The organism is Nocardia sp. CNS-044, from assembly GCF_059570515.1.
In genome coordinates this window covers 31705-57262 of record NZ_JCANSX010000012.1, presented here as the reverse complement: position 1 = coordinate 57262, position 25558 = coordinate 31705, and the positions used below count along the sequence as shown (strand labels likewise).

At 69.2% G+C, this 25558-nt stretch carries 30 protein-coding genes and 5 tRNA genes; 18 read left to right on the top strand and 17 right to left on the bottom strand.

Annotated features, from left to right (window positions below; genetic code table 11):
* Window positions 1–29 precede the first annotated feature (29 nt).
* Both dapA and T333_RS30695 read left to right on the top strand, forming a co-directional pair.
* Entirely contained in the window at window positions 30–938 is a 909-nt protein-coding gene (dapA, locus tag T333_RS30700; protein WP_354999495.1) for a 4-hydroxy-tetrahydrodipicolinate synthase, read from the top strand.
* A gap of 43 nt (window positions 939–981) precedes the next feature.
* Window positions 982–3111, top strand: coding sequence for a ribonuclease J (locus T333_RS30695; protein ID WP_496426667.1), 2130 nt, complete (start codon window positions 982–984; stop codon window positions 3109–3111).
* Between the two features lie 56 nt (window positions 3112–3167).
* Here T333_RS30695 and T333_RS30690 read toward each other — a convergent pair whose 3' ends face one another.
* Both T333_RS30690 and T333_RS30685 read right to left on the bottom strand, forming a co-directional pair.
* The gene (locus T333_RS30690) at window positions 3168–3719 is read right to left on the bottom strand and encodes a WKL family lipoprotein (protein ID WP_496426666.1); all 552 of its coding nucleotides are present in this window, start codon (window positions 3717–3719) and stop codon (window positions 3168–3170) included.
* A gap of 59 nt (window positions 3720–3778) precedes the next feature.
* A complete protein-coding gene (locus T333_RS30685; protein ID WP_354999498.1) occupies window positions 3779–4147 on the bottom strand; it encodes a DUF4189 domain-containing protein in 369 nt (122 codons plus the stop codon).
* Window positions 4148–4250: 103 nt separating this feature from the next.
* On the opposite strand from T333_RS30685, the gene T333_RS30680 reads away from it, so the two are divergent.
* Window positions 4251–4874, top strand: a complete 624-nt coding sequence (locus T333_RS30680) for a TIGR03085 family metal-binding protein (RefSeq protein ID WP_354999499.1) — start codon at window positions 4251–4253, stop codon at window positions 4872–4874.
* A gap of 105 nt (window positions 4875–4979) precedes the next feature.
* Entirely contained in the window at window positions 4980–7544 is a 2565-nt protein-coding gene (locus T333_RS30675) for a DNA translocase FtsK (protein WP_496426665.1), read from the top strand.
* Window positions 7545–7551: 7 nt separating this feature from the next.
* On the opposite strand, the gene T333_RS30670 is transcribed toward T333_RS30675, so the two are convergent.
* The 9 genes from T333_RS30670 to T333_RS30630 all read right to left on the bottom strand — a co-directional run bounded on the left by T333_RS30670 (window position 7552) and on the right by T333_RS30630 (window position 10172).
* Window positions 7552–8232 (bottom strand): GAP family protein, encoded by a 681-nt coding sequence (locus tag T333_RS30670; protein ID WP_354999500.1) that lies wholly within the window; start codon window positions 8230–8232, stop codon window positions 7552–7554.
* 77 nt (window positions 8233–8309) lie between these two features.
* The gene (locus T333_RS30665) at window positions 8310–8873 is read right to left on the bottom strand and encodes a class I SAM-dependent methyltransferase (RefSeq protein ID WP_496426843.1); all 564 of its coding nucleotides are present in this window, start codon (window positions 8871–8873) and stop codon (window positions 8310–8312) included.
* Window positions 8874–8885: 12 nt separating this feature from the next.
* On the bottom strand, window positions 8886–9134 hold the full coding sequence (locus T333_RS30660) for a hypothetical protein (protein ID WP_496426664.1): 249 nt from the start codon (window positions 9132–9134) through the stop codon (window positions 8886–8888).
* 187 nt (window positions 9135–9321) lie between these two features.
* Window positions 9322–9471 (bottom strand): hypothetical protein, encoded by a 150-nt coding sequence (locus T333_RS30655; protein WP_354999501.1) that lies wholly within the window; start codon window positions 9469–9471, stop codon window positions 9322–9324.
* A 198-nt stretch (window positions 9472–9669) separates the two neighbouring features.
* Window positions 9670–9741 (bottom strand) — tRNA-Gln (locus tag T333_RS30650).
* A 6-nt stretch (window positions 9742–9747) separates the two neighbouring features.
* Window positions 9748–9820, bottom strand: a tRNA-Gln gene (locus T333_RS30645).
* 4 nt (window positions 9821–9824) lie between these two features.
* Window positions 9825–9898: transfer RNA gene (locus T333_RS30640), tRNA-Arg, on the bottom strand.
* A gap of 23 nt (window positions 9899–9921) precedes the next feature.
* Window positions 9922–9995: transfer RNA gene (locus T333_RS30635), tRNA-Leu, on the bottom strand.
* Between the two features lie 104 nt (window positions 9996–10099).
* Window positions 10100–10172: transfer RNA gene (locus T333_RS30630), tRNA-Trp, on the bottom strand.
* A 480-nt stretch (window positions 10173–10652) separates the two neighbouring features.
* On the opposite strand from T333_RS30630, the gene T333_RS30625 reads away from it, so the two are divergent.
* Entirely contained in the window at window positions 10653–11642 is a 990-nt protein-coding gene (locus T333_RS30625; protein ID WP_354999502.1) for a TerC family protein, read from the top strand.
* Window positions 11643–11710: 68 nt separating this feature from the next.
* Here the strand turns inward: T333_RS30625 and T333_RS30620 are convergent, their stop codons facing one another.
* A complete protein-coding gene (locus T333_RS30620; protein ID WP_354999503.1) occupies window positions 11711–11995 on the bottom strand; it encodes a YciI family protein in 285 nt (94 codons plus the stop codon).
* Window positions 11996–12021: 26 nt separating this feature from the next.
* A complete protein-coding gene (locus tag T333_RS30615; protein ID WP_354999504.1) occupies window positions 12022–12588 on the bottom strand; it encodes an amino-acid N-acetyltransferase in 567 nt (188 codons plus the stop codon).
* 143 nt (window positions 12589–12731) lie between these two features.
* Between T333_RS30615 and pgsA the strand changes: the two genes are divergently transcribed.
* From pgsA to T333_RS30585, 6 genes are all read left to right on the top strand, one after another.
* On the top strand, window positions 12732–13403 hold the full coding sequence (pgsA, locus tag T333_RS30610) for a CDP-diacylglycerol--glycerol-3-phosphate 3-phosphatidyltransferase (RefSeq protein ID WP_354999505.1): 672 nt from the start codon (window positions 12732–12734) through the stop codon (window positions 13401–13403).
* Complete coding sequence (locus T333_RS30605) at window positions 13400–13891, top strand: CinA family protein (protein WP_354999506.1); 492 nt, start codon at window positions 13400–13402, stop codon at window positions 13889–13891. Before pgsA ends, T333_RS30605 begins: the two co-directional genes overlap by 4 nt.
* A 140-nt stretch (window positions 13892–14031) precedes the next feature.
* On the top strand, window positions 14032–14478 hold the full coding sequence (locus T333_RS30600) for a helix-turn-helix domain-containing protein (protein WP_496426663.1): 447 nt from the start codon (window positions 14032–14034) through the stop codon (window positions 14476–14478).
* A gap of 200 nt (window positions 14479–14678) precedes the next feature.
* On the top strand, window positions 14679–15506 hold the full coding sequence (locus tag T333_RS30595; protein WP_067782544.1) for a PspA/IM30 family protein: 828 nt from the start codon (window positions 14679–14681) through the stop codon (window positions 15504–15506).
* Window positions 15507–15668: 162 nt separating this feature from the next.
* Window positions 15669–16550 carry a phage shock envelope stress response protein PspM gene (pspM, locus tag T333_RS30590; RefSeq protein ID WP_496426662.1) on the top strand — a complete coding sequence of 294 codons (882 nt, stop codon included), beginning with the start codon at window positions 15669–15671 and terminating at the stop codon, window positions 16548–16550.
* A gap of 149 nt (window positions 16551–16699) precedes the next feature.
* The gene (locus tag T333_RS30585; protein WP_169810825.1) at window positions 16700–16873 is read left to right on the top strand and encodes a hypothetical protein; all 174 of its coding nucleotides are present in this window, start codon (window positions 16700–16702) and stop codon (window positions 16871–16873) included.
* Between the two features lie 114 nt (window positions 16874–16987).
* On the opposite strand, the gene T333_RS30580 is transcribed toward T333_RS30585, so the two are convergent.
* Window positions 16988–17575 carry a peptidylprolyl isomerase gene (locus T333_RS30580; RefSeq protein ID WP_496426661.1) on the bottom strand — a complete coding sequence of 196 codons (588 nt, stop codon included), beginning with the start codon at window positions 17573–17575 and terminating at the stop codon, window positions 16988–16990.
* Between the two features lie 81 nt (window positions 17576–17656).
* Here T333_RS30580 and T333_RS30575 point away from each other — a divergent pair, with 81 nt between their 5' ends.
* Window positions 17657–18364: a PIG-L deacetylase family protein gene (locus T333_RS30575; protein ID WP_354999510.1), complete on the top strand. Its 708-nt coding sequence runs from the start codon at window positions 17657–17659 to the stop codon at window positions 18362–18364.
* 190 nt (window positions 18365–18554) lie between these two features.
* Entirely contained in the window at window positions 18555–19718 is a 1164-nt protein-coding gene (locus T333_RS30570) for a glycosyltransferase (RefSeq protein WP_354999511.1), read from the top strand.
* 30 nt (window positions 19719–19748) lie between these two features.
* On the opposite strand, the gene T333_RS30565 is transcribed toward T333_RS30570, so the two are convergent.
* Window positions 19749–20639 carry an alpha/beta fold hydrolase gene (locus T333_RS30565; RefSeq protein WP_354999512.1) on the bottom strand — a complete coding sequence of 297 codons (891 nt, stop codon included), beginning with the start codon at window positions 20637–20639 and terminating at the stop codon, window positions 19749–19751.
* A complete protein-coding gene (locus T333_RS30560) occupies window positions 20636–21244 on the bottom strand; it encodes a TetR/AcrR family transcriptional regulator (RefSeq protein WP_496426660.1) in 609 nt (202 codons plus the stop codon). The genes T333_RS30565 and T333_RS30560 overlap by 4 nt, the downstream gene beginning before the upstream one ends.
* A gap of 253 nt (window positions 21245–21497) precedes the next feature.
* On the opposite strand from T333_RS30560, the gene T333_RS30555 reads away from it, so the two are divergent.
* Window positions 21498–21692, top strand: coding sequence for a DUF3046 domain-containing protein (locus T333_RS30555; protein ID WP_067782853.1), 195 nt, complete (start codon window positions 21498–21500; stop codon window positions 21690–21692).
* Complete coding sequence (locus tag T333_RS30550; RefSeq protein ID WP_496426659.1) at window positions 21689–22930, top strand: aminoglycoside 3'-phosphotransferase; 1242 nt, start codon at window positions 21689–21691, stop codon at window positions 22928–22930. The genes T333_RS30555 and T333_RS30550 overlap by 4 nt, the downstream gene beginning before the upstream one ends.
* A gap of 3 nt (window positions 22931–22933) precedes the next feature.
* Here T333_RS30550 and T333_RS30545 read toward each other — a convergent pair whose 3' ends face one another.
* The gene (locus tag T333_RS30545) at window positions 22934–23449 is read right to left on the bottom strand and encodes a CGNR zinc finger domain-containing protein (protein WP_357253891.1); all 516 of its coding nucleotides are present in this window, start codon (window positions 23447–23449) and stop codon (window positions 22934–22936) included.
* A gap of 155 nt (window positions 23450–23604) precedes the next feature.
* On the opposite strand from T333_RS30545, the gene T333_RS30540 reads away from it, so the two are divergent.
* Genes T333_RS30540 through T333_RS30530 form a run of 3 tightly spaced genes read left to right on the top strand, consistent with a single transcriptional unit; the run spans window position 23605 to window position 25435 of the window.
* Window positions 23605–24066 carry a VOC family protein gene (locus tag T333_RS30540; protein WP_496426658.1) on the top strand — a complete coding sequence of 154 codons (462 nt, stop codon included), beginning with the start codon at window positions 23605–23607 and terminating at the stop codon, window positions 24064–24066.
* A 16-nt stretch (window positions 24067–24082) separates the two neighbouring features.
* Entirely contained in the window at window positions 24083–24964 is an 882-nt protein-coding gene (locus tag T333_RS30535) for a pyridoxamine 5'-phosphate oxidase family protein (protein WP_496426657.1), read from the top strand.
* 18 nt (window positions 24965–24982) lie between these two features.
* Window positions 24983–25435: a nuclear transport factor 2 family protein gene (locus tag T333_RS30530; RefSeq protein WP_354999518.1), complete on the top strand. Its 453-nt coding sequence runs from the start codon at window positions 24983–24985 to the stop codon at window positions 25433–25435.
* Window positions 25436–25558 lie beyond the last annotated feature (123 nt).

Here is a 25558-nt window from a genome sequence, read left to right as displayed (position 1 = left end):
GCCCTGTGGACCGGGTAGCCTTTCTGACCATGACGAACGGTGAATCGACGCCAGCGGAGCTGCGCGCGTCCGGCACAGTAGGTGTCGCGATGGTGACCCCCTTCAGTGCCGACGGCAAGCTGGATGTCGATGCCGGGGTCGCGCTGGCGGCCCGTCTCGTCGACCGCGGTGTCGATCTGCTCGCGATCTCCGGAACCACCGGTGAATCGCCGACCACGACCGAGTCGGAGAAGTACGACCTCCTGCGCGCCGTCGTCGACGCCGTTGGCGATCGCGCCACCGTGATCGCGGGAGCGGGCACCTACGACACCGCCCACTCCATCGAACTCGCCCGCAACGCGCAGCGGGCGGGCGCGCACGGTCTGCTCGTGGTGACGCCGTACTACTCGCGCCCTTCGCAGGAGGGCCTGATCGCGCACTTCACCGCGGTCGCCGACGCCACCGACCTGCCGGTCACCCTCTACGACATTCCGCCGCGCTCCATCATCCCCATAGGTCCGGACACGATCCGCACGCTCGCCGAGCATCCCCGCATCGTCGCGGTCAAGGACGCCAAGGGCGACTTGAACGCGGGCGCCGAACTGATCGCGAGCACCGGTCTGGCCTGGTACTCCGGCGACGACTGCCTGAACCTGCCGTGGCTGTCCATCGGCGCGGTCGGATTCATCAGCGTCATCGGCCATCTGGTGCCCGAACGGCTGCGTGAACTCGTCGACGCCTACCAGGCGGGCGATGTGGCGCGTGCCCGCGACATCAACGCGCGACTCGTCCCGCTGAACCACGCGATGGCGCGCCTCGGCGGCGTCGCGATGACCAAGGGCGGGCTGCGCCTGCTCGGCGTCGACGTGGGCGAGCCGCGACTGCCGCAGCTGATGCCGAATACCGACGCCCTGGACCGCCTCGCCGCGGACCTGCAGACCGCGGGAGTGCTGGCATGAACGACCTACGGGACCAATCCGCCGCAGCACAGGAGGTGTCGGCATGACGACTCCGCGCCGCCCCCGTCGCACCGCGTCCCGCCCCGCGGGCGCGCCCGAACCCGCTCCCGTCGAACGGGAACGCACCGAAAGACCCGCCGCCGAACCGGTGGCCGCGCAGCCCGAGACCGCAGCGCAGCCCGAGACCGCAGCGCAGCCCGAGACCGCAGCGCCGCCGCAGACCCCGGCGCAGCCCGAGGTCTCCACGCAACCTGAAGTCGCCGCGCAGCCGGAGACCGCCGCCCAGCGCCGGGCCGAAACCCCACAGCGGCCCGAGCCCGCCGAATCCCCGCGTGCGGAGTCGGGCAGAAGGTCCGACAAGGCCAAGAGATCGCAGGCCCCGCAGGAACGGCAGCCGGAACAAGCACGGCAGAACGGCCAGAGCCGCAGATCCGGCCGCGGTCGCCAGGGCCGCCGCGGCGAACAGCCGCCCGCCCCGACGCCCGTGGTGGCGGCGCAGGACCGGCTCGGCACTCCGCCGAAGCTGCCCAAGAACGGTCTGCGCGTCTTCGCGCTCGGCGGTATCGGCGAGATCGGCCGCAACATGACCGTTTTCGAGTACGGCGGCAAGCTGCTCATCGTCGACTGCGGCGTGCTCTTCCCCGAGGATCAACAGCCCGGCGTCGACCTGATCCTGCCCGACTTCCGTCCCATCGAGGACCGGATGGACGACGTCGTCGCGATCGTGCTCACCCACGGTCACGAGGACCACATCGGCGCGGTGCCGTTCCTGCTGCGCATGCGCGGCGACATCCCGGTCATCGGCGCCAAGTTCACCCTCGCGCTGGTGGCCGCGAAGTGCCGCGAGCACCGGCTGCACCCCAAGCTCATGGAGGTCGTCGAGGGCGAGACCACCATCCACGGTCCGTTCGAGTGCGAGTACTTCGCGGTCAACCACTCGATTCCGGACGCGATCGCCGTCGCCATCCGCACCCCGGCGGGCGTCGCGCTGCACACCGGCGACATCAAGCTGGACCAGCTGCCGCTGGACGGACGGCTCACCGACCTGGCCGGTTTCTCCCGGCTCGGCGACGAGGGAGTGGACCTGTTCCTGGTCGACTCCACCAACGCCGAGGTGCCCGGTTTCGTCACGCCCGAACGCGAGATCGGCGGCGTGCTGGACAACGTGATCGGCAAGGCGCGCAACCGCGTGATCGTGGCGTCCTTCGCCAGTCACGTGCACCGCATCCAGCAGGTCGTCGACGTGGCCCAGAAGTACGGTCGCCGAATCTGTTTCGTCGGTCGCTCGATGGTCCGCAACATGCAGATCGCCCAGGACCTCGGCTACCTCACGGTGCCCGACGGCGTGGTCGTCGACCTCGACGTGGCCGCGACCCTGCCCGGCGACCGGCTGGTGCTCATCTCCACCGGCTCGCAGGGCGAACCGCTCTCGGCGCTGTCCCGGATGGCGCGCGGCGATCACCGGCAGATCCACATCCGCGCCGACGATCTGGTGGTGCTGGCCTCCTCGCTGATCCCCGGCAACGAGAACTCGGTGTTCGCCGTGGTCAACGGGCTGTCGAGGCTGGGCGCGACGGTCATCACCCAGCAGAACGCCAAGGTGCACGTCTCCGGACACGCCTCCGCGGGCGAGCTGCTGTACCTGTACAACGCCGTCCGGCCCACCAACGCCATGCCGGTGCACGGCGAATGGCGGCACCTGCGAGCCAACGCCGCGCTCGCGGTGGCCACCGGCGTCCCCGAGGACCGGGTGGTGCTCGCCGAGGACGGTGTGGTGGTCGATCTGGTGGACGGTATCGCGTCCATCGTCGGCCGGGTGCCGGTCGGCCACGTCTACGTCGACGGCCTGTCGGTCGGCGACGTCGGCGAGTCCACGCTGTCGGATCGTCTGGTGCTCGGCGAGGGCGGTTTCATCAGCATCACCGTCGCCATCGACGAGACCACCGGCAAGGCCGTGAGCACGCCGGAGCTGAGCGGTCGCGGCTTCTCCGACGACCCGACCGCGCTGGCCGCCGCCGCGGAACTCGTCGAGGCCGAGCTGCTGCGGCTGGCGGGCGAGGGCGTCACCGACACCCACCGCATCGCCCAGGGCGTGCGCCGGGTGGTCGGGCGCTGGGTCGCCGAGGCCTACCGCCGTCGTCCGATGATCGTGCCCACCGTCATCGCCGTCTGATCCCGAAACGCGAAAGCGCCGGAAGACATTGTCTTCCGGCGCTTGTCGTTTCCGATCTACTGAGCCTGGCAGGCCGCCGAGTCCAGCTTCGCCGAGCGCACGATGTTGCAGGTGAACTGGTGGGAGACCTTCCAGTCGCTACCCTCGGCGACGAACTCGACGAACGCGTTCTCCACCGGCTGCCCGTCGATGGTGACCTTCGCGTCGGCCTTGAGCTTGCCGTCCTTGGGTTCCTGCACATTGGTGATCTCGACGGTCACCTTGTTGCGCTTGGCCGCGTCGACCAGCTTGTCGACCAGCTGCGGATCGCGCTCGGCGTCCTGAATCCAGCTGATCTTCTCCTCGGAGCTCACCGACGGATCGAACGCGCGGTTGATGCGCTCGTTGAGCAGCGAGGCGGCCGGCTTGGGCAGGTTCGGCGCCGTGGTGGTCGCGGGCGCCTTGCCCTCGACCGCTTTGTCCTCGTTCTTGCCCTCCTCGAACTTGCCCGCGGGCGAGGTGCTCGTGCCCGTGCTGGAGGAGTCACTGCTGGAGCTGCACGCGCCGAGTGCGAACGCCGAAGCGGTCAGCAGGACGGCGACCGCGGCCCGAATGGAGCGGTGTTTCACGATATTCCCCTGGTGAAGTGGTGTCGCGGTCTCGAAGCGGACGACGCGACGTGTCGGATTTACAGCGAGTAGCCCGCGGTGCAACGCCAGTCGACGACCCAGCCGCCGGACAGGCGCGACATCGCCGCCGCGCGGGCCTCGGAGTAGCTGGGCCGCGCCGACGCGCTCCAGCGCGTGTTGGAGCTGGCGAGCACGCCGCAGCCGTTGGTCCAGGAGACCAGGGTGGAGCAGCCGTACCCACAGACCTCGACCGCCGCATCCTCTGCGGCGCTGTAACTTCCGTAGTTGTTGGCGATGCCGTAGGCGCCGTCGCTCGACACGGCGATCGCGCCGTAGTACCCGTACGCGGCCTGCGCCGGTGCTGTAGTGGCCAGCATCGAACCGACCGTTGCCACGATGACCGCGGCAGCGGTGAAGAACTTCTTCAAGGTGAATCCCTTCGAACTGAGAGTCCACGACCCTTATGGACGAGTGACAAGCTACCTAGCAACCATCCGGGAAGCCAGTCCTGGTGTCGGATAAGGTCGGCACGTGAGCATGGCACAACGGGAACGTCAGGCGCTTGTCGTCGCGATGTCGGCCGCCGGTCCGGACGCGCCGACCCTCTGCGGCACGTGGACGGTGCGAGATCTGGCGGCGCACTTGATCGTTCGGGAACGCCGCCCCGACGCCGCACCCGGCATCCTGCTGAAGCCGTTCGCGGGCTACCTCGAGTCGGTGCAGGAGCGCGTGGCGCGCAAACCGTTTCCCGAGTTGCTCGAGCTCGTGCGGACCGGACCGCCCTGGTGGTCGCCGCTGAAACCGGTGGACGCGACGATCAATCTGAGCGAAATGTTCGTCCACCACGAGGACGTGCGCCGCGCCGGATCGGACTGGGAGCCACGCGAACTCGCCGACGCCGACGAGTCCAAGCTGTGGGACCTGGCGCGCCGGGTCGGCAAGATGGCCTATCGCAAATCTCCGGTGCCGGTGGTGCTCGCGACGCCCGACGGGCGCAGGGCGGAAGTGAAGTCGGCCGACGGCGCCGCGGTGACGCTCACCGGCAAACCCTCCGAGCTGGTGCTGCACGCGTTCGGCCGCGACAAGGTGCGCCTCGAGACCGCGGGCGAACCGGACGCCGTGCAAGCCGTGCTGAAACTCGACCGGTCGGTCTGAACCGGTGCTCGAGCGGGGCATCCGATAGTGCTTCGGGGCGCTCGAGGCACGCGATGCGGGTGTTGCGGATGGTCTGGATGGGGCGTTTGCGGCTAGCCTGGGTCCATGGCAGGTAAGTCCCGCAGCACCACGACACCTCGTGCGCGGGCGGGATCGGCCCGGGGGAGGACCACCACGGCGCGGTCTCGTTCCACCACACCCCGGGGTGGTTCCGCACCGCGCGGGCGCGCCACACCGGCCCGCAGACCCGTTCGCCGCAAGTCCGACACCGCGCCGTTGGCCGTCTTCGGCCGCGGCATCACCAGTGGCTGGAACATGCTCGCCCGCGGTCTCGGCGCCACCACCCGCACGCTCAGCAGGGCGGGCGAGATCGAACACGGACACCGGCGCGACGGCATCGCGCTCGCGCTGATCGCGCTGAGCGGCGTCATCGCGGCCGCGGTATGGCTCTCGGCGGGCGGTCCGATCGGGCACTGGGTCGAAGAAGCGATCCGGGCCGTGTCCGGTTCCGCCTCGGCCGCATTGCCGTTCGTCGCGACCGGCATCGCGATCGTCCTCATGCGCACGGAACCGCATCCCGAGATCCGGCCGCGGCTGGTGCTCGGCGGTCTGCTGGTCGGCCTGCCGCTGCTCGGCATCTGGCATCTCGCCGCGGGCGCGCCCACCGACGCGCACGGTCGTTCCCGCGCCGCGGGCTTCGTCGGCTACGTGATCGGCGGCCCGCTGGCCGGCGGGCTCACCGCGTGGCTGGCCGTGCCGATCCTGTTGCTCGCCATCGTCTTCGGCGTGCTGCTGCTCACCGGGACCACGGTCCGCGAGGTGCCACAGCGGCTGCGCGAATACTTCGGCACCGCCGCTGGCGGCGAGTACGGCGACTTCGAGCCGCGACGCGACTACGACCCCGCCGAGTACGACGCCGACGGTTTCCCCGCGCACCGCACCGCGTCTCGGCGCCGCGGTCGCACCCCGGTCGAGAACTATCCACCCGACGAATTCGCCGGATCCGACGCGGTCACCGAATCGCTGGGCGAGCCGCCGCTGCGCGATGCCAAGCCGATCGCCACCGAACCGCCGCCGGAACCGCCCAAGCCGAAGAAGCGCGCGGCGCCGAAGGTGCAGGACCAGACCCCGCCGCCGCCCAAGGAACCCGAGTTCGTCGCGGACCGAGTGATCGAGGGCGACTACACGCTGCCGCCGCTGACCCTGCTCACCGACGGCGACCCGCCCAAGAAGCGCAGCGCCGCCAACGAATCGATGATCGAGGCGATCACCGAGGTGCTGGTGCAGTTCAAGATCGACGCGGCGGTCACCGGATTCGTGCGCGGCCCGACGGTCACCCGCTACGAGGTGGAGCTCGGCCCGGGCGTGAAGGTCGAGAAGATCACCGCGCTGGCCCGCAACATCGCCTACGCCGTCGCCACCGAGAATGTTCGGCTGCTCGCGCCGATCCCCGGCAAGTCCGCCGTCGGCATCGAGGTGCCCAACTCCGACCGCGAACTGGTGCGGCTGGCCGACGTGCTGAAAGCGCCGTCCACCCGAAACGACCACCACCCGTTGGTGATCGGTCTGGGCAAGAACATCGAGGGCGAATTCGTCTCTGCCAATTTGGCGAAGATGCCGCATCTGCTTGTCGCGGGTTCCACCGGATCGGGTAAGTCCAGCTTCGTCAACTCGATGCTGGTCTCGCTGCTGCAGCGCGCCACCCCCGACGAGGTGCGGATGATCCTGATCGACCCCAAGATGGTCGAACTCACCCCGTACGAGGGCATTCCGCACCTGATCACGCCCATCATCACGCAGCCGAAGAAGGCCGCCGCCGCGCTGGCCTGGCTGGTGGAGGAGATGGAGCAGCGCTACCAGGACATGCAGGCCAACAAGGTGCGCCACATCGACGACTTCAACAAGAAGGTGAAGTCGGGAGCGATCACCGCGCCGCTGGGCAGCGAGCGGGTCTATCGGCCCTACCCCTACATCCTCGCCATCGTCGACGAACTCGCCGACCTCATGATGACCGCGCCGCGCGACGTAGAGGACGCGATCGTCCGCATCACCCAGAAGGCGCGCGCCGCGGGCATCCACCTGGTGCTGGCGACCCAGCGGCCGTCGGTGGACGTGGTCACCGGTCTGATCAAGACCAACGTGCCATCCCGCCTGGCGTTCGCGACGTCCTCGCTCACCGATTCCCGGGTCATCCTGGACCAGCCGGGCGCCGAGAAGCTGATCGGCATGGGCGACGGACTGTTCCTGCCCATGGGCGCGAACAAACCCACCCGCCTGCAAGGCGCGTTCATCAGCGACGAGGAAATCCACGCCGTCGTCGACTACACCAAGAACCAGGCCGAGCCCGAGTACCAAGAGGGCGTCACCGCCGCGAAGGCCGGGGAGAAGAAGGACGTCGACCCCGATATCGGCGACGACCTCGACGTGCTGCTCCAGGCCATCGAACTGGTCGTCACCTCACAATTCGGTTCCACCTCCATGCTGCAACGCAAGCTGCGCGTCGGCTTCGCCAAGGCGGGCCGCCTGATGGATCTCATGGAGACCCGCGGGGTGGTCGGTCCCAGCGAAGGGTCCAAGGCGCGGGATGTGCTCGTCAAGCCGGACGAGCTGGAGGGGTTGCTGTGGTCGATTCGCGGCGGGGGTGCGGAGCCGGGCGAGGACGAGGAGTAGGGATCCCTCACCACAGATGGGCGTGGTGGACGAGCGCGTCGGTGATCAGCGCGGCGCCCAACAGGCCGAAGATGATTCGCACCGAGAGCGGTCCGTACTCGGTCAGAACGCGGACGATCGCGCGATACACCCGGCGGGCCCGCGGGGTGCCGCGCATGGACAGGGCGAGGATCAGCAGTGGCGGCAGTAGCGCGACCGCGCAGTAGGCGACGATGATCGCGGGCCACAGCGGCGGCAGCGGATCGTGCGCCGACAGCATGGCCAGGCCCGCGAGATACGGCACCGCCGTCGGCGCCTGCGCGAAGCCGATGGCGATGCCCACCAGGGCCAGCACCCAGGGCCGTCGCCGGGCTTTCGTCGCCCACGCGGGCGGGTCGCGGCGGGCGCCGGACGGCAGCACGGCGAGCACGAGCAGCACCACGCCCACCACCAGTTCGCCCCAGTAGCGGATGGTCGGCGTCAGTTCGAAGCCGAGCAGCGAGGTGAGCCAGGTGATGCCGAGGACGGCGCAGATCCCGAACGTGGTGGTCATCGCGAACACGCCCGCGACGAAACTCAGTCCGCCCGGCAGCGGGGACCGGCGCGCGAGCTTGCTGTCGTACACGATCGCCACCGTGACGCCGACGAGCAGCAGATCGAGCGAATCGAGGAAGGCGAAGCCGGTCAGCGCCAAGAGCAGAGTCACCATGACCACACCGAACATACGCGAGGATCTGGTGGCCCCGATCGGCCTCGCGGCGTGGGTCCGCCCTCAGATTGTGGGTCTCAGCTCTTGCGCGCCCGCAAGGTGTAGCTGAGCGGGACGCGCTCGGGATGCTCGATCAGCCGCCACTCGTCGTGCTCGTCGCAGGTCATCCGGCCGGGCAGGGCATTCCACGGGACGCTGCGATGTTCGGTGAGTCCGGTGAGTGTGAGGCCGTTGGCCAGCAGCGCCGAGACGATCTCGCCGATGCCGTGGTTCCACTCGTGCGTGGTGGTCTGCTCGAGGCGACCGACGGTCTCCACGTAAGTGTTGTCGTCGGCGAACACCATCGGCTCGGTCGTCTCGAAATACGGGTAGCCGAGGGTCAATCGGTCGGTGACGGACTCGTCGACGGTCCACAGCATCGGATGGCCTTCACGCAGGAACAGGCGACCGCCCGGTCGCAGCAACCCGGCCACGGTCCGCGCCCACCTTTCGATGCTCGGCAGCCAGCACAGCGCGCCGATACCGGTGAACACCAGATCGAATCGCTCCTTGCCGAGCGCCGAGACCGCTTCGTAGACATCGGCTTCGACGAAATCGACGTCGGCCCCTGTTCGCTCCGCGAGTTCGCGAGCCTGCGCCAGCGACGCCGGGCTTTAGTCGAGACCGGTCATCCGAGCGCCGAGTCGAGCCAACGAGATCGTGTCCGTGCCGATGTGACATTGCAGGTGCACGCCGCGCAACCCGCGCACGTCACCGAGCAGCGGCATATCGAAACGCACCACCGCACTGAGAAACTCCGGCTCCGCCACGAACCGCGCCAGCCGATAGTCCGGCGACGCGGCATGCATCGGCGCCCGCTCATCCCAGTTCGCCCTGTTCAGGGTGCGATAGTCGTCGGCCATAGTCACCGACTGTCGCACGGCCACCGGCCCCGCCGCACCCGAATATTTCGACCCCCGAATCGGTGGAACCAAAGCCCGCGATGCTTCGGTGGGGCATCGACGGCCTCGACTTCGTCTCGGTGAACGCCGTACCCCGGGCGGGGTCCCGGCGGGACCCCGTCGCGAGCTGCATGGTCGGGCTTACCCGTTACGCGGCGTCGAGGGCCGCGGTGATCTTGCGGGTCATCGCGGCCACGGCTGGGCTGGGCTGGCTATGGGCGGCCGCTTCGACGGCGACGAGAACGGTGTCGCGGAAGTTGTTCGCCTCGGCCGGATCCTGCTGCTCGAGCAGCTTCACGGCGGCATGCGGTGCCGCGCGATCCCGCCGGGCCGGACGATCAGTCCGGTCAACGATTTCCGCACTGTCCGACCCTTATCGGCGTCGAACCGGCTTCCTCGTCGCTGATCGCGCGAGCGCGTCTGTAGCTCACCGTGGAATCGAACCAACGCGACCGGGCCTTATGAGAGCCCAGCGGCCAGCCTGCGTGAGCCGGGACTGGAGTGCCAGGATTCGAACCTGAACCGGTGGAACCAAAATCCGCCATGCTTGCCCTTACACCACACTCCATCGATGCTGGGGCGCCAGGATTCGAACCTGAACCAACGGAATCAGAGTCCGCCGTGCTGCCGGGTTACACCACGCTCCATCAGCGCGCTTGGGAGGACTCGAACCTCCGACCTCCTGCTTCGTAGGCAGGCGCTCTTTCCAGCTGAGCTACAAACGCTTGTTCGCTGGTATGCGAACCAGTTCCCCCGGCGAGATTCGAACTCGCAACTCCCGGCTCCTAATGCCGGTGCCTCTACCAGTTGGGCTACGAGGGAGTGCGGCCCGGAGGCCGAAACTCATGTGGCAGCAGAAGTTTCAAGTGCGTGAGCAGATCGTTAGTCGGCTCGCGTGTGCTGCCGTTCACTATGAAGTTGGACGGCGCGGAGGGAGGGAGTCGAACCCCCGACCTTCGGTTTTGGAGACCGGTGCTCTACCAGTTGAGCTACCCCCGCATACGAAAAGGGGCCGTTCCCGGCGGATCGCCGCGGAATGGCCCCTCGAAAAGGTTCTCGGGTGTCGAGAACTCAGGGACCGCTCCGGACGCGCATCCAGTGGGCGTCGAGTAGGCGCAGGGCGGCGTTCGGGCGCGCGGCGCCGAGCGACCACTGTCGCTGTTGCCGGGTTCGCGCTGTCATCGCCTGTGCCTCTCGGGTTTTCGGGAGCGGTTCTTCGTCGTCTTCGACGCTAACACCCCGATCCGCCTGGGGAAACCGATTTTTCGAGACTGGTCGGGCGAACTATTTCGGAGGGTGCCGCAACGCGCTCGCAATCGTTGTGACGCGGTGTCCGGTGCGCTGGACGCACGTCTTATGCGCGCCCGAGGCTGCCGCGGGAGTGTGACAGGATGGTCAGCAACCGACCCGCTAGCCGACAAGAACGGACAAATCGGGCATGATGGCCGTCATGACTACCGCCTCCGATCGGGCCGCAGCATGCAGGTGACCGCACTGGAATGGGGGATCACCATCGCGGTGATCCTCGGCTTGTTCGTCTTCGACTTCTTCGCTCACGTGCGCACGCCGCACGAACCGACCTTCCGCGAGTCGGCCTTCTGGTCGACGGTCTACATCAGTCTCGCCCTGGCCTTCGGCGGCTTCGTCGCCTGGCGATGGGGCTCGACCTTCGGCGGGGAGTACTTCGCCGGTTTCGTCACCGAGAAGGCGCTCTCGGTGGACAACCTGTTCGTCTTCCTGATCATCATGACCACCTTCGCCGTGCCGCGGATCTACCAGCAGAAGGTGCTGCTCATCGGCATCGTGCTCGCGCTGGTCATGCGCGGTGCGTTCATCGCCGTCGGCGCGGCCGCGATCAGCGCGTTCAGCTGGGTGTTCTACCTGTTCGGCGCGTTCCTGATCTACACAGCCGTCAAGCTGCTGCGCGAGAGCGGGCACGAGGTGGAGGCCGAGGAGAAGCGCGACAGCCGCATCGTCGCGCTGGCGAAGCGGGTGCTGCCGACCACCGACGAGTACGACGGCGACAAGCTCGTCACCCGGGTCGACGGCCGCAGGGCGGTCACCCCGCTGCTGCTCGCGCTGCTCGCGATCGGCTTCGCCGACCTGCTGTTCGCGCTGGATTCCATCCCCGCGATCTACGGCCTCACCGAGGAGCCGTACCTGGTCTTCACCGCGAACGCGTTCGCGCTGATGGGCCTGCGCCAGCTGTACTTCCTGATCGGCGGCCTGCTGGACCGGTTGGTGTACCTGTCTTACGGCCTTGCCGCGATCCTCGCGTTCATCGGCATCAAGCTCGTGCTGCACGCGCTGCACGAGAACACGCTGCCGTTCGTCAACGGCGGTGAACACGTCAGCGTGCCGGAGATCTCCACCCCGGTCTCGCTGGGCGTGATCATCGGCGTGCTGGTCGTGGCCACCGTCGCCAGCCTCGTCAAGACGCGGGGCGCGGCGCGCCAAGACGCCGAGTAGACCGCGAAAAGCCCCGCACCTCGACACGGGTGCGGGGCTCTGTCGTGCGATCGGTCGGCGTCGTGCGATCAGTCGGCGAAAGCGCCCATGACGGGCGACCACTCCACGGCGCGCACCGAGTCGACGAGCGCCTCCCGCGCGAAGGGATCCTGCGCGAGCAGGTCCTTCAGCGCCGCCTCGTCCGCGGCTCGGAAGATCAGCAACGCGCCCGACCCGTCCGGGTACGGCCCGCTCGACAGCAGCGTGCCCGCCTCGACCAGCCCGGACAACCAGGCGCGGTGCTCGGGACGGTGGGTGTCGCGGCCAGGAACGGTGGCCTCGGAGTAGGTGTAGTGGACGGCGAAGATCGGCACGGCGTATCGCTTTCTCGGTCGGCGCTTCAGAGGGTCAGCAGCATGCGGGTGTTGCCGAGCGTGTTCGGCTTCACATAACTCAGGTCGAGGAACTCGGCGACACCGGTGTCGTAGGACCGGCACATCTCGGCGTACACCTCGGCGGTCACCGGCGTTCCGTCGATCTCGACGAACCCGTGCCTGCCGAAGAACTCCACCTCGAAGGTCAGCACGAACAGCCTGCGCAGTTCCAGTTCCCTGGCCACCGCGACGAGCCGCTGCACGATGAGCTTGCCCACCCCGGTGCCTTTGGCGTCCGGATGCACCGCGACGGTGCGCACCTCGCCGAGATCGGCCCACAGCACATGCAGGGCGCCGCAGCCGACGACGCGCCCGTCCACCTCGGCCACCCAGAACTCCTGGACCGACTCGTAGAGGGTGACCAGGTTCTTCTCCAGCAGGATGCGGCCCGCGTAGACGTCGACGAGGCGTTTGATTTCGGGGACGTCCGAGGTTCGGGCGCGTCGCACAACCGGGCCAGAGCCGGGCACGGCGGAGGCCGCGCTGGTATTCGCGTCGCTGGTCGAACCACCTAGTGGTCCCCGAGAGGTCATGGGGTGCACAGTAGTCGGCACCCTTACCGATAGTCTGAACATGTGCCGCACATCCTGTCGTTCCGCTCACCGCATCGCGCCGGGGTAGCGCAACCGGATGGAGACGTGGCCGTCCTCGGATCGCGCGCCCTCGAGGCGAGGGCATGAGCGTGCAACCGGAAGAGATCGATCGTCGCTGGCCCGACGCGGGTGTCCTGCGTCAGGGAGCCGAGCGTTCCGGTGGCTTGGCGGCCACTCCGGCCGACACCGCCGTGCCGCTGATGAACATCGCGAACGTGCTGACCATGGCGCGCATCGCGATCGTTCCGCTGTTCGTCGCCGCGCTCTTCGCGGGCGGTGGACACGAGACCGCGTGGCGGATCGCCGCGGCGGCGCTGTTCGGGCTCGCCGCCATCACCGATCGCTTCGACGGACAGCTGGCGCGCAAGTACGGCTTGGTCACCGATTTCGGCAAGCTGGCGGACCCGATCGCCGACAAGGCACTGATCGGCGCGGCGCTGATCGGACTGTCCGTGCTCGGCGATCTGGCCTGGTGGATCACCCTGGTGATCTGCGGGCGCGAGGTCGGCGTCACGCTGCTGCGGCTGCTCGTGGTGCGGCGCGGGGTGATTCCCGCGGGACGCGGCGGCAAGCTGAAGACGCTGGTGCAGTCGCTGGCCATCGCGGTGTTGCTGCTGCCGTTGTCCGGCGGCTTCGAGACCGCGGGCATGGCGCTGATGTACCTGGCGGTGCTGCTGACGGTCGTCACCGGTCTGGACTACGTCGGGCAGGCCGCGCGAGTCTGGTTCGCGGGAGGCCGGGCGCGCGGGGCATGACGGATCCGCTGACCGCGTCCGTTCCCGCCGCCGAACTGGTGCGCGCCCTCGGCTCGGTGGGCCGAACCGTGGCCACCGCCGAATCCCTCACCGCCGGGCTGGTGGCCGCGACCATCGCCGGAGTGCCCGGCGCGAGCAAGGTGCTACGCGGCGGACTCGTGGTGTACGCGACCGATCTCAAGAGCAGCCTGGCCGGTGTCAGCGCGGATCTGCTCGCCGCCGAGGGGCCGGTGGCGGCGAGCACCGCCGAACAGCTGGCCGTCGGCGCGCGTACCCGCTGCGCCGCCGACTGGGGAATCGGCCTGACGGGCGTCGCCGGACCCGACGACCAGGATGGTCACGCCGTCGGCACCGTCTTCCTCGGGCTGTCCAGTCCGTGGCATACCGAGGTGATGCGGTTGCAACTGTCCGGCGACCGGTGGACCATCAGACTCACCGCGACCGAGAGCGCGGTGCGGGAACTGCTTCGGTGCGTTCAGGGCGGCTGAGCGCGTGGCGCGTGGATTCGCGTGACGAGTTCGCCCGCCGGGAACCAACCGGGCGCCCCCGGACGTTGTGCCAGAAAGAACGGTGCTCGCCAGGCGACTGCGCCACGCGGCGCCCGGTGTTCGGAGCGAAGGAGATCGAGATGACGCTGCTGCGAGAGGCGATCGGGGACAGTCTGCGGCGTGCTCGTCTCGCCCAGCACCGGACCCTGCGCGAGGTGTCCACTTCGGCGCGCGTGAGCCTCGGATATCTGTCGGAGGTCGAGCGGGGTCGCAAGGAGGCGTCGAGCGAACTGCTCGCCGCGATCTGCGCCGCACTGGACGTGCCGTTGTCTCAGGTCTTATGGGATGTGAGCACGATCATGGCGGGCGTCGACGGGCTACCGGTCGGCGAGCCCGCGGAGGCCGCCGCGACACCCGCCGCGGAAGCCGAGCAGACGACCGCCGCGGCGGAATCCGCCGAGGCCGCGCCCGCGCTGGCTCCGGCGTCCGCCTCCATGTCGGCCGCCCCGCCGCAGATCGCCGAGGACACCCGGATCGTCATCCCGGCGCCGAAGGCCGACATGCTGGTCCTGGTGAGGAACAACTGACAACAGAACGCCGGACGCCCAGCCGCCGGCAACGCTGCGGGCCGACGCCGAAAACGGATAGATTCTGTATGTAGGCGTCGGTTGGGCCGGGTCGCCCCGGTCCACGTGCCGCATGGTGGAGGATAGGCACAAGCGGGTGCGCGAGGGTCGTGTACCCGGGCCGCGTCAAGCGGTACATCAGATGGAGGCGGGATCAATCGATGGCTAATCCGTTCGTCAAGGCCTGGAAATACATGATGGCCCTCTTCGATGCCAAGATCGAAGAGCACGCGGATCCGAAGGTGCAGATTCAGCAGGCTATCGAGGAAGCTCAGCGCCAGCACCAGGCCCTCTCCCAGCAGGCCGCGTCGGTCATCGGCAACCAGCGTCAGCTGGAGATGAAGCTGAACCGCCAGCTCGACGAGGTCGAAAAGCTCAACGCCAACGCGCGCCAGGCCGTCATGCTCGCCGACCAGGCCACCGCGGCGGGCGACACCGAGAAGGCGATCCAGTACACCAACGCCGCCGAGGCGTTCGCCGCCCAGCTGGTCACCGCCGAGCAGTCCGTCGAGGACCTGAAAGTGTTGCACGACCAGTCGCTGCAGGCCGCCGCCCAGGCCAAGAAGGCCGTCGAGCAGAACGCGATGCTGTTGCAGCAGAAGGTCGCCGAGCGCACCAAGCTGCTCAGCCAGCTCGAGCAGGCCAAGATGCAGGAGCAGGTCTCCGCGTCGCTGCAGCAGATGGACTCGACACTGTCGGCGCCCGGCACCACCCCGAGCCTGGACGCGGTGCGTGAGAAGATCGAGCGCCGCTACGCCAACGCGCTCGGCGCCGCCGAGCTCGCGCAGAACTCGGTGCAGGGCCGCATGCTCGAGGTGCAGCAGGCCAGCATCCAGATGGCCGGTCACAGCAAGCTGGAGCAGATCCGCGCCTCGATGCGCGGCGAGGCATTGCCCGCGGGCGGCGGCCAGTCCGCCATCAATCCCGCTCAGACGCAGGCGAATCCAGCGCAGCCGCAGATGAACAAGGGCCAGGCCGCCCAGCAGTAACAGCTCGATACAGGCAAGGACAAGTGGGGTGCAGGACGCGGGCAGCGCGATATCGGCGCATCGCCGAGGGGCGCCCTCGTCACGCCCCGCGGCCGCGACGCGCGCGCCGCGTCGTCGGCCGGTCCGGACTGCGATCCGGCTCGAACGGTGTGAGGAAAGCGCATGATTCGCAAGCGAATCCCCCCGAAGACCGGTGTTCCGGCGGTGCCGGCGCAGCCGACGTTCGGGATGCCGCAGGGCCCGCTCCCGGACACGTTGCGCGACATGGGCGAACACGCGCTCGTCGCGGTGCGCCGCTGGGCCGACCCCCGCGAGCGGGAACTCCGTAAACGCCGCCGCGCCCGGCGGCGCAGCTATCAGCTCGGCACCGTCTCCGGGCTGACCACCGCGGGCGCCGTCGGTCTGGTCGTCGTCTCGGCGCCTGCTTGGGCGGTGGTCGTCCTCGGCGGCGGCGCGGTCGCGTTCGTCACCGGGGCCGCGCTCAGCGCGCGGCGCTACCTGCGGCTGCGCCGAACTCCGTTGCCGCAGGCCGCTTTCCTGCCGCGCAAGCAGCCGCCGTTGCGCTCGGCCGCCCGCGCCCCGATCGCGCGCCTGATGCAGGCCGAACGGGCGCTGCACGGGCTCACCGCGCAGATCGCCGCCTCGCGCAGGCTGCCCCACGAAGAACTCGCCGAGATGATCGAGACGGCCGCCTCCGGCGCCGCCGCGTTGCACGCGCTCGCGGCCGACATCGTCCAGATGGAGCGCGCCGCCGCCGTGGTCGGCCGGACCAATTCGGAGGCCACCGCCGCGCTCACCGGCAACGTGCGGTTCGCGATGACCAGGCTGGAATCCGGTATCGCCGAATACGAGCAGGTCGTCGCCGCGGCCAGCGGTGTGCTCGCGGTGCCCGAAACCACTGTCGTCGCACACCAATTCGACGGCATCGTCGCGGAGCTGAGGCACGCCGCGGACCGCTTGGACGGCTGGGCGCAGGCGCTCACCGAGATCGCCGATCGCCCCACTCTCACCGTCTCCCCGCCGCCTCCCGGACTGCCGAACTGAGCGTCCCGCGTTCGCGCGGTGTCGGGGTGAACCCTGATTTACACCCGGATATCGCGCCTGACCTGGTGATTTCCGGTCTCGCGGCTGCCAGCATGGAGATATCGGATCGCCGGACGGGCGGTTCGGGAGAAACGTCCAGGAGGCTGGAAATGCTGTGGAAGATCATCGGTGTCGTCGCGGTCGTATGGATCGCGCTCGCCATCATCGGCGCGCTGATCAAGGGGCTGTTCCCGATCCTGGTGATCAGCGCCGTGGTGTTCGGCCTGTACCTGCTGTACAAGGCGGTGTCGGGCTCGGACAACTCCACCGTCAGCAAGCTGTAGCGCGAAGTGCGTACCTCCGTTGCGGCCGTGCGCGGCTAGGGGCGGCAGCGTCGAAAAGCGAACGGGCCGTGCGTCATCCGGAAGGGATGACGCACGGCCCGTGGTGTTCTCGGGTCAGAGCTGACCGCTGTTGTCGATGACGACCGGGCGTCCCGGCGCTCCGGAGGGCGAGCCCACCTGCTCGATGGCGTGCACCACGTGCATCCCCTCGACCACGGTGCCGAACACCACGTGCTTGCCGTCCAGCCACGGGGTGTCCTTCATGGTGATGAAGAACTGCGAGCCGTTGGTGCCGGGCCCGCGGTTGGCCATGCTGACCGTGCCGGGAACGGCGTGGGTCAGCTCGAAGTTCTCATCGGCGAAGGTCGGGCCGTAGATGCTCTTGCCGCCGGTGCCGTCGGCGTTGGTGAAATCGCCGCCCTGAGCCATGAAGCCGGGGATCACGCGGTGGAACACCGAACCCTTGTAGCCGAAGCCCTGCTCGCCGGTGGCCAGCGCGCGGAAGTTCTCCGCGGTCTCGGGCACCACGTCCGAGCGCAGCTCGATCACGATGCGGCCGGTGGGGATGCCCGCCACCGACACGTCGAAGAACACCCGGGGCAGCGGGTCGGCCTTGGCGGGCGCCGCGGTCAGCGGACCGGGGCTGAACAGTGCGATGAGCGCGAGACCGAGGACAGCGGCGGCGCGTGTGATCTTCGTCATGGCCACACTGTCTACAGCAGCACCGATTCGGGCGGGCAACCGGACCCGCCGCGTGGCTGTTTTGGGTGTTTCAATAGGGCCATGGAGCAGGTTCCCGAGGACTGGCAGCGCGGCCTGGTGATCGTCGCGCATCCCGACGACATCGAATACGGCGCGGCCGCGGCCGTCGCGCGCTGGACAGGGCAGGGCAAGGACATTCGCTACGTGCTCGTCACCAGCGGCGAGGCGGGGATCGCCGGAATGCCGCCGGCGGAGGCCGGTCCGCTGCGCCAGGCCGAGGAGATCGCGTCGGCGAAGGTGGTCGGGGTCGAGCAGGTGGAGTTCCTGGGCTATCCGGACGGCCGGGTGCAGGAGAGCCTGGAGCTGCGCCGCGATCTGGCGGCCGCGATCCGCAGGCACCGCCCGGAGATGTTGGTGCTGTTCAACTTCGGCGACACCTGGGCGCCCGGCTACGCCAACAGCGCCGACCACCGCGCCGTCGGCCGGGCCGGGCTCGACGCCGTCTCCGACGCGGGCAACGAGTGGATCTTCCCGGAGCTGTCCGATCTGCCGCCCTGGTCGCCGCGCTGGGCCGCGGTCGTCGGCCCGGTCGCGACGCACGCCGTCGACGTCACCGCCACCGTCGAGCGGGCCGCCGCTTCCCTGACCGAACACCGCCGGTACCTGGAGGTGCTCAGCTCCGAGCCGGTCGCCGCTCAGGTCGAAGCCATCGTCGACATGGCCACCGGGCCGAAGGAGGGGTTCCCCGCCGAGCGCGCCGTGGGTTTCGAGCTGTACTACTTCGGCTGAACGGTTTCGCCTGCCACGCGTTCGAGCACGGCGCACCAGGACTGTCCCTGCCGGAATGATCTGCGCCAGAATGTCTTCGGCGTCGGTCTGCGGCGTTGCGCCCGGATGGCGGCGCGGTGCACGCGGTAGCGGATGGGCATCTCAAGGCGGGTGCCGTCGGTTCGGCGGGGCGGTGTGGCAGGCTGGGCGGATGCGTGTTGCCGTCGTAGCCGGTCCCGATCCGGGGCATGCCTTTCCGGCGTTGGCGCTGTGCGAGCGCTTCCTGGCCGCGGGGGACGAGCCGGTGCTGTTCACCGGACCCCGCTGGTTCGACGCCGCCAAGAACGCGGGTATCGCGGTGCGCAGGCTCAAGGGCCTCGCGCCGCGCGCGGTCGACGACGACGGTGACGCGGGCCAGCGCATCCACCAGCGCGCCGCGCACATCTCGACCGAGATCCTGCCGGACCTGAGCGCGATGCTGCCGGAACTCGTCGTCTCCGACGTGCTCACCGCAGGCGGGGGAATGGCCGCCGAGCGACTCGGTGTGCCGTGGGTGGAGCTCTCGCCGCACCCGCTCTACCTGCCGTCGAAGGGTTTGCCGCCGATCGGCAGCGGGCTCGCGCCAGGAGAGGATCTGCTCGGCAGGCTGCGCGACCACGTGCTGCGCACCATGTCCTCGCGCGCGATCCACAACGGCTCGAAGCAGCGCGCGAGGGCTCGCGAGAGCGTCGGGCTGCCCGCCGTCGATCCGGGTCCGGCCGCCCGTCTGCTGGCCACGCTGCCCGCTCTGGAGGTGCCGCGCCCCGACTGGCCCGACAACGCCCACGTCGTCGGCCCGCTGCTGTGGGAGCCCACCGACGACATCCTCACGCCGCCGCCCGGCGACGATCCGCTGGTCGTGGTCGCGCCGTCCACCGCGCACACCGGCGTCACGGGCATGGTCGAGACGGTGCTCGAGGCTCTCGACGGTGCGGGCGTCCGCGTCGCCGTCTCCATGATCGACACTCCGCCGACCGGGCTCCCGTCCTGGGCCACCGCGGGCCTGGGCCGCCAGGACGAACTGCTCGGGCACGCGGCCGTCGTGGTCGGCGGCGGCGGGCACGGGCTGCTCGCCAAATCGCTGCTCGCCGGGGTGCCGATCGTCACCGTTCCGGGCGGCGGCGACCAGTGGGAACTGGCCAATCGCGCCGCCCGCCAAGGTAGTTCGATCGTGGTGCGACCGCTCACCGTGGAGTCCGTGCGTGCCGCCGTGCTCGCGGTGCTGGACCATCCTCGCTATACCGCCGCGGCCGAGGAAGCGGCCATGAGCATCGCGGACGTCGCCGACCCGGTCGAACTGTGCCACCGGGTGCGCGAGGGCGTGCGCGCGTCGTAGTGCTGCGCGCGCACGGTCGGTTGGCAGGGATCAGATTGTGCACCTGGTCGCGAGTTCGCGAACGAAGCGCGCGATCTCGCCCGGTTGCTCCTCGGCCATGAAGTGCCCGGCGCTGATCGGTTCGTAGGTCAGGTCCGGCGCCCACGCCCGCCACAGCGCGGCCGCGTCGAAGCCCAGCCGGGCGCCCCAGTCCTGAGAGATCACACCGACCGGCATGGTGAGCGTCAGGCCAGCTTGGCGGTCCTCCCGGTCCATGGTCAGGTCGATGCTCGCGCTGGCGCGGTAGTCGGCGACGATCGAGTCGACGGCTCCGACCGAGCTGTCGATGTAGTGCTGCCGTACTTCCGGTGCGAAGGTGGAACCGTCGGTGTCCCAGGCGTCGAGGAAGGAAGCGAAGAACTCGTCTGCCACGGCCGCGATCATCTTTTCCGGCAGCCCGGCTGGTTGCGCCATGAGATACAGGTGCCAGGCGACTTTCGCGTCGACCCCGTGCAGCACTTCCCAGGTGTCGAGAGTGGGCAGGACGTCGAGCACCCCGAGGTACCGAATCCTGTCAGGGTGGTCGAGGCCCGCCCGGACGCCGACCAGGGCGCCGCGGTCATGGCCGATCAGTCCGAAGCGCTCGTGCCCGAGCCGGTCGGCGACCTGAACGATGTCTTCGGCCATGGTGCGTTTGGAGTAGGTGTGGGGACCGTTCTCCGGCGGTTTGCCGCTCGCGCCGTAGCCCCGAAGGTCCGGGACGATGACCGTGTGATCCTCGGCGAGGTCTGCCGCGACGTCGCGCCACATGTAGTGGGTTTGCGGAAAGCCGTGCAGCAGAACAACAGCCGGTCCGGCGCCAGCGACCGCGACGTTGAGTTCGACGCCTCCCGCGCCGGGCAGGGTCTGGTAGCGGAATCCGTCGATGGTCGGTGTGGTCATGGGCGTCCTTCACTGGTTGTGGTCGAATGCGCGGACGGGCGTCCGGAGAAGATCCCGGCGGGTAGCTGTGTCGGGCGGGTCGTTTCGGCCCGCAACGCGGGGATGAGGATCGAATCGACGAGTGCTTCGAGATAGGCGTCGCCGGTATCGAGGCCGTTGAGCCGCCGCAGCAGCAGCACGGCCCCGGCCACTTCCTCGAAGGCGAACGGATCCGCGGTCGCGGGTAGCTCTCCGCGACGGATGGCGGCGTCCACGACCGAGGTGGGTAGCCGTGCGCCGGTCGGGCCGACCGCGCGTTCGATCTCCTCGCAGAGCTCGGGGTCTTCCAGACCCGCCTGAAGCAGCAGCAGCGCGGTCTGTCCGTCTGTCGATCGCATCGTCGTGACGAGTCGTCGGCACAAGGCGATCAGGTCACCGCGCAGGCTGCCCGTGTCGATGTCGTCCGGTCCTTCTCGACCGGCAGGGCCTGCCTTCAACGCGGCGATGACCATGTCTCGCTTGGACTTCCAGCGTCGGTAGAGGGTGGGTTTCGACGCTCCGGCGCGGCGCGCCACCTCCTCGAAGGTGACACCGTCGTAGCCGCGTTCGGTCAGCAACGCGGTCACTACCCGGAGGATCTCGCTCTCGCGTTCGTCGTTTCGTGGACGTCCTCCGCGTCGGGTCTGTCGCGGTTCTGTCGCGGAAGCGCCTTTTGGATACGACACGTGCCGTATCGTATACGGTAACGATGTGCCCGTCTACTCCGGAACGGCTTCGGCGGCCGGTCGCAGTACCGACAGCACGCGGGTCTACCGCCGCGAGAGCGCCGTCGGACAACCGTTTGATGTCGGTCGCGGGGACCGGAGTATCTTGAATACGGTGCGGTTGACTGAGTTCCAGGAACTGTTGCATACCGAATTCGGAGTGGCGCGCGGTGACGCGCTGCTGACCGACCACGTGATCCCCTCCCTCGGCGGCCGGACCGGCGCCGCCGCCATCGAGGCCGGGGTGGATCCGCGGGATGTGTGGCGCGCACTGTGCGCCGACTTCGACGTACCGAAGGTGCGCTGGTGACCGCCCCCGACCCGGTGGCCGAGCGCAGGCCGTACCGATTCGACGAGCGACTGCGGATGGTCCCCGTCGACCCGGAGGGGCTGGCCGCCCGCGTGGCGCAGGCGCACCCGGACGATTTCCCGAGTTTCCGGCAGACCGGCCTCGAATTGATGCTGCTCGGCCGCCACGACGAGGCGCTCGATCACCTGGACCGGGCGCTCGAACTGGCGGGCACGCCGCGCCAGCGCATCTCGGTCTGGATCAACCTGGCCGACGTGTACCGGTATCGCGGCGACGCGCCGACCGCCGAGATCCTCTACCGGCGCGCCGTCGAGGCCGCCCGCGGCACCGACGCCGAGGCGCTCTCCTTCGCCGCCCAGCACCTCGGCAAGGCGCTGGCCGAACAGGGCTGCCTCGCCGAGGCTCGCGAACTACTGACCGAGGCGCTGAAGTTGCGGGTCGCGGAGGGTGACGCCGAGTTGATCGAATCCAGTCGCACCGCGCTGGAGGGACTCGCGGAGTTGCGTATTCCGCTGCCGCCCGCCGTGCTGGCGGTGGTCGGTGCGGACCCGGAGTTCTCGAGCGAGCACGAGGGTCTCAGCGGCGGCGTCGCCTTGGTGAACGGCGCCTACTGGGTGAAGCGCGGACCGCGCGCGACCGCCGAGCACGATCGGTTGGACTGGTTGCGCGCCAGGGGAATCCGGGTGCCGGAGGTGGCCGCGTTCGCCGAGGACGTGCTCGTGCTCGCCGACGCGGGCGCGCCGAGCCTCGCCGCACGTGAGTCGGACGGCCGGACCGCGTCGCCCTCGATCGGCACGATCATGGGTGAGCTGCTGCGGCGGTTGCACGCGCTGCCCGTCGCGGAATGCCCGTTCGACGGCAGGCTCGACACCGTGCTGGCGCAGGCCCGCAGGCACGTGCTCGAAGGACTGGTGGATCCGGACGATTTCGACGACGACAACAGCGACCTCGCCCCCGAACAGGTCCTCGATCGGTTGCTCGCCGAGCGTCCGCGGACCGAGGACCTCGTGGTGGCGCACGGCGATTTCACGCCGCCCAACGTGCTCGAGAACGGGATCCTGCTGGATGTCGGCGGTCTCGGCGTCGCGGACCGCTACCGCGACTTGGCCCTTGCCGAACGCGACCTGCGCGAGGATTTCGGCGACGACGAGGTCCGCGCCTTCTTCGCCGCCTACGGCCTCGACGCGCCGGATCGGGCGCGGTTGGACTACTACCGTCTGCTCGACGAGCTGTTCTGAGCCTCAGGTCTTCTTGGCGTAGTGCCTGGCGGCCTTGGTGCGGTTGCCGCAGGTCGCCATCGAGTGCCAGCGGCGGGTGCCGTTCTTGGACGTGTCGTAGAAGAACAGCACGCATTCCGGGTGCGCGCACTGGCGGATTCGGTCCGGGGCCTTGGCGATCAGGTGCAGCAGATTCTCGGCGGCGAGCCAGCCGGGCAGCCAGGCCGGGTCGGTCACTTCGGGTAGGTCGTCCGGTCCGTCGTCGGTGAGGCGGCGCTTGATCCTGCCGTGTTCGAGCACGTCGTTGAGCGCCGCGTGCGTACCGTGCCGCACGACGTCGTAGATCGCGCTGCGCGCGGCGAGTAGCGCGGCAAGAGTCCGTTCGTCGGCGGGCGCCTTGTCCGCCAAGCCCGCCGAGCTCAGCCAGACGCGCAGGCCGTCGACATCGGTGAGCAGATCCTGCGGGCCGTCCTCCATCCACCGCGTGTTCAGCAGGTCGAGCGCCAGCGGTTCACCGAGGTGGGGGCGTGGATCGAGCATGACTGAGGGTAACGAGCCGTCTCGGCGAGTCAGGTCGACCACCACCGTTCTAACCGATAAAACATAAATGAAGGGTTGACCGAACGGGTCACGCCGGATTATCTTCTAACCGTTGAAACAATGAACAGTGGTTGACAATTCCAGGAGGACACATCATGACCGCGGTGACCGCACCTGTTCTCGCGACCGGGCACATCGGACTGAACGTCTCGGATCTCGACCGCTCGGTGGACTTCTACCGGCGCGCGCTCGGTTTCGAACAACTCGCCGCGGGCGACGCGGCCGGGCGCAGGTGGGCGTTTCTCGGTGCGGACGGGAAGCTGGTGATCACCCTGTGGGAGCAGTCCGACGGCGTCTTCTCCACGGAAACGCCAGGGCTGCACCATCTTTCGTTCCAGGTCGAAGACATCGAGCAGGTGCGCGCGGTGGAATCCGTGCTGCGCGAGTTGTCTGTGCGCTTCGTGCACGACGGTGTGGTCGCGCACGGCGAAGGAGTGGCCTCCGGCGGCATCTTCTTCACCGATCCGGACGGCATCCGGCTCGAGGTGTACGCACCCGCCGGGGCGGAATCCGCGCCCGCGCCGAGCGGTGCCGCACCCACGTGCGGATTCTTCTGAGACGAGCGGTTTCGAGATGGCGCTCTACCACCCGGGCGAACTGGCCGTGCAGCGGCGCATGGGGCAGGCGGATGTCGCGGCGAAGGTCGGTCGCATGATCCGGCGCGACATCCCCTCGGTCGCCGCGGATTTCCTCGCCGCACAGCCGATGGTGGTGCTCGCCGCCGCCGACCTCGCCGGGCGGCTGTGGGCGAGCTCGCTCGTCGGCAGGCCCGGGTTCGTCCGCGCCGTGGACGCCGAGATCGCCGTCGACGCGCGGCCCGACGCGGGCGACCCGCTGGCCGAGGCGCTGACCCGGCCGGGGCGGGTCGGCATGATCGCGCTGGAGCCGGGACGGCGCAGGCGCATGCGGGTCAACGGGGTCGCGCGCCCGCACGACGACGGGCTGCGGATAGCCACCGACCAGGTGTATTCGAACTGCCCCAAGTACATCGCACGCCGGTGGGTGACGGCCTACGACCCCGGGGCCGCGCCGAGCGACGCACGGCGCGGGCCTGCGCTCGACGCCCGGCAACGGCGGATCGTCGCGGCGGCCGACACCTTCTTCGTGGCCAGTGCCGACGCCGAAGGGCACGCCGACGCCTCGCATCGCGGCGGGAATCCCGGCGTGCTGCGCGTCCTCTCGCCGACGCGGCTGCGCTGGCCGGACTATCGCGGCAACTCGATGTTCATGACGCTCGGCAATCTGGCGGTGCGCCCGCACTGCGGACTGCTGATCCCGCATTGGCCGACCGGCGGAGCGCTCCAGCTCACCGGCACGGCCGAACTGAACTGGGACTCGAGCACGTTCGCCGCCGGTGCGCAGTGCTCGATCGACTTCGCCATCACCGAAGTGGTGTGGCGGGCCGCGGGCCCCCTGCGCTGGAGCCCGCCGGAACTGTCCCCCCTCAACCCCTGATCCCCGAAAGGTCGACTCATGAGACCCCCATTGCCGCCGTTCGACCGTGCATCCGCCGAGGTGAAGGTGCGCGCCGCCGAAGACGCCTGGAACACCCGCGATCCCGAACGCGTCGCCGCCGCGTATACCGAGGATTCGGTGTGGCGCAATCGCGACGAGTTCTTCACCGGGCGCGCCGCCATCGTCGAGTTCCTCACCCGGAAGTGGGCGAAGGAGAACGGGTACGCGCTGCGCAAGGACCTGTGGGCGTTCGACGGGAACCGCATCGCCGTGCGCTTCCAGTACGAATGGCACGACGAATCCGGCCGGTGGTGGCGCAGCTACGGCAACGAGCAGTGGGAATTCGCGCCCGACGGACGGATGGCGCGGCGCGAGGCCAGCATCGACGACGTGCGCATCGAGCAATCGGAGCGCCGCATCTTCGGTCCGCGCGCGCCGGAGGAGGCGGACGCCGTACTGCCGCAGCGGTAGGCGAAAGCCTGGGCGGCGGGTGGATTCGCCGGGTGCCCGCCGCCGGATTGCGCGGAAATTGCTGCTCGCGGAACGCGCGGCGCGTGTCGCCGGGCGCGTCGCTTGACTCGAACACCTGTTCGT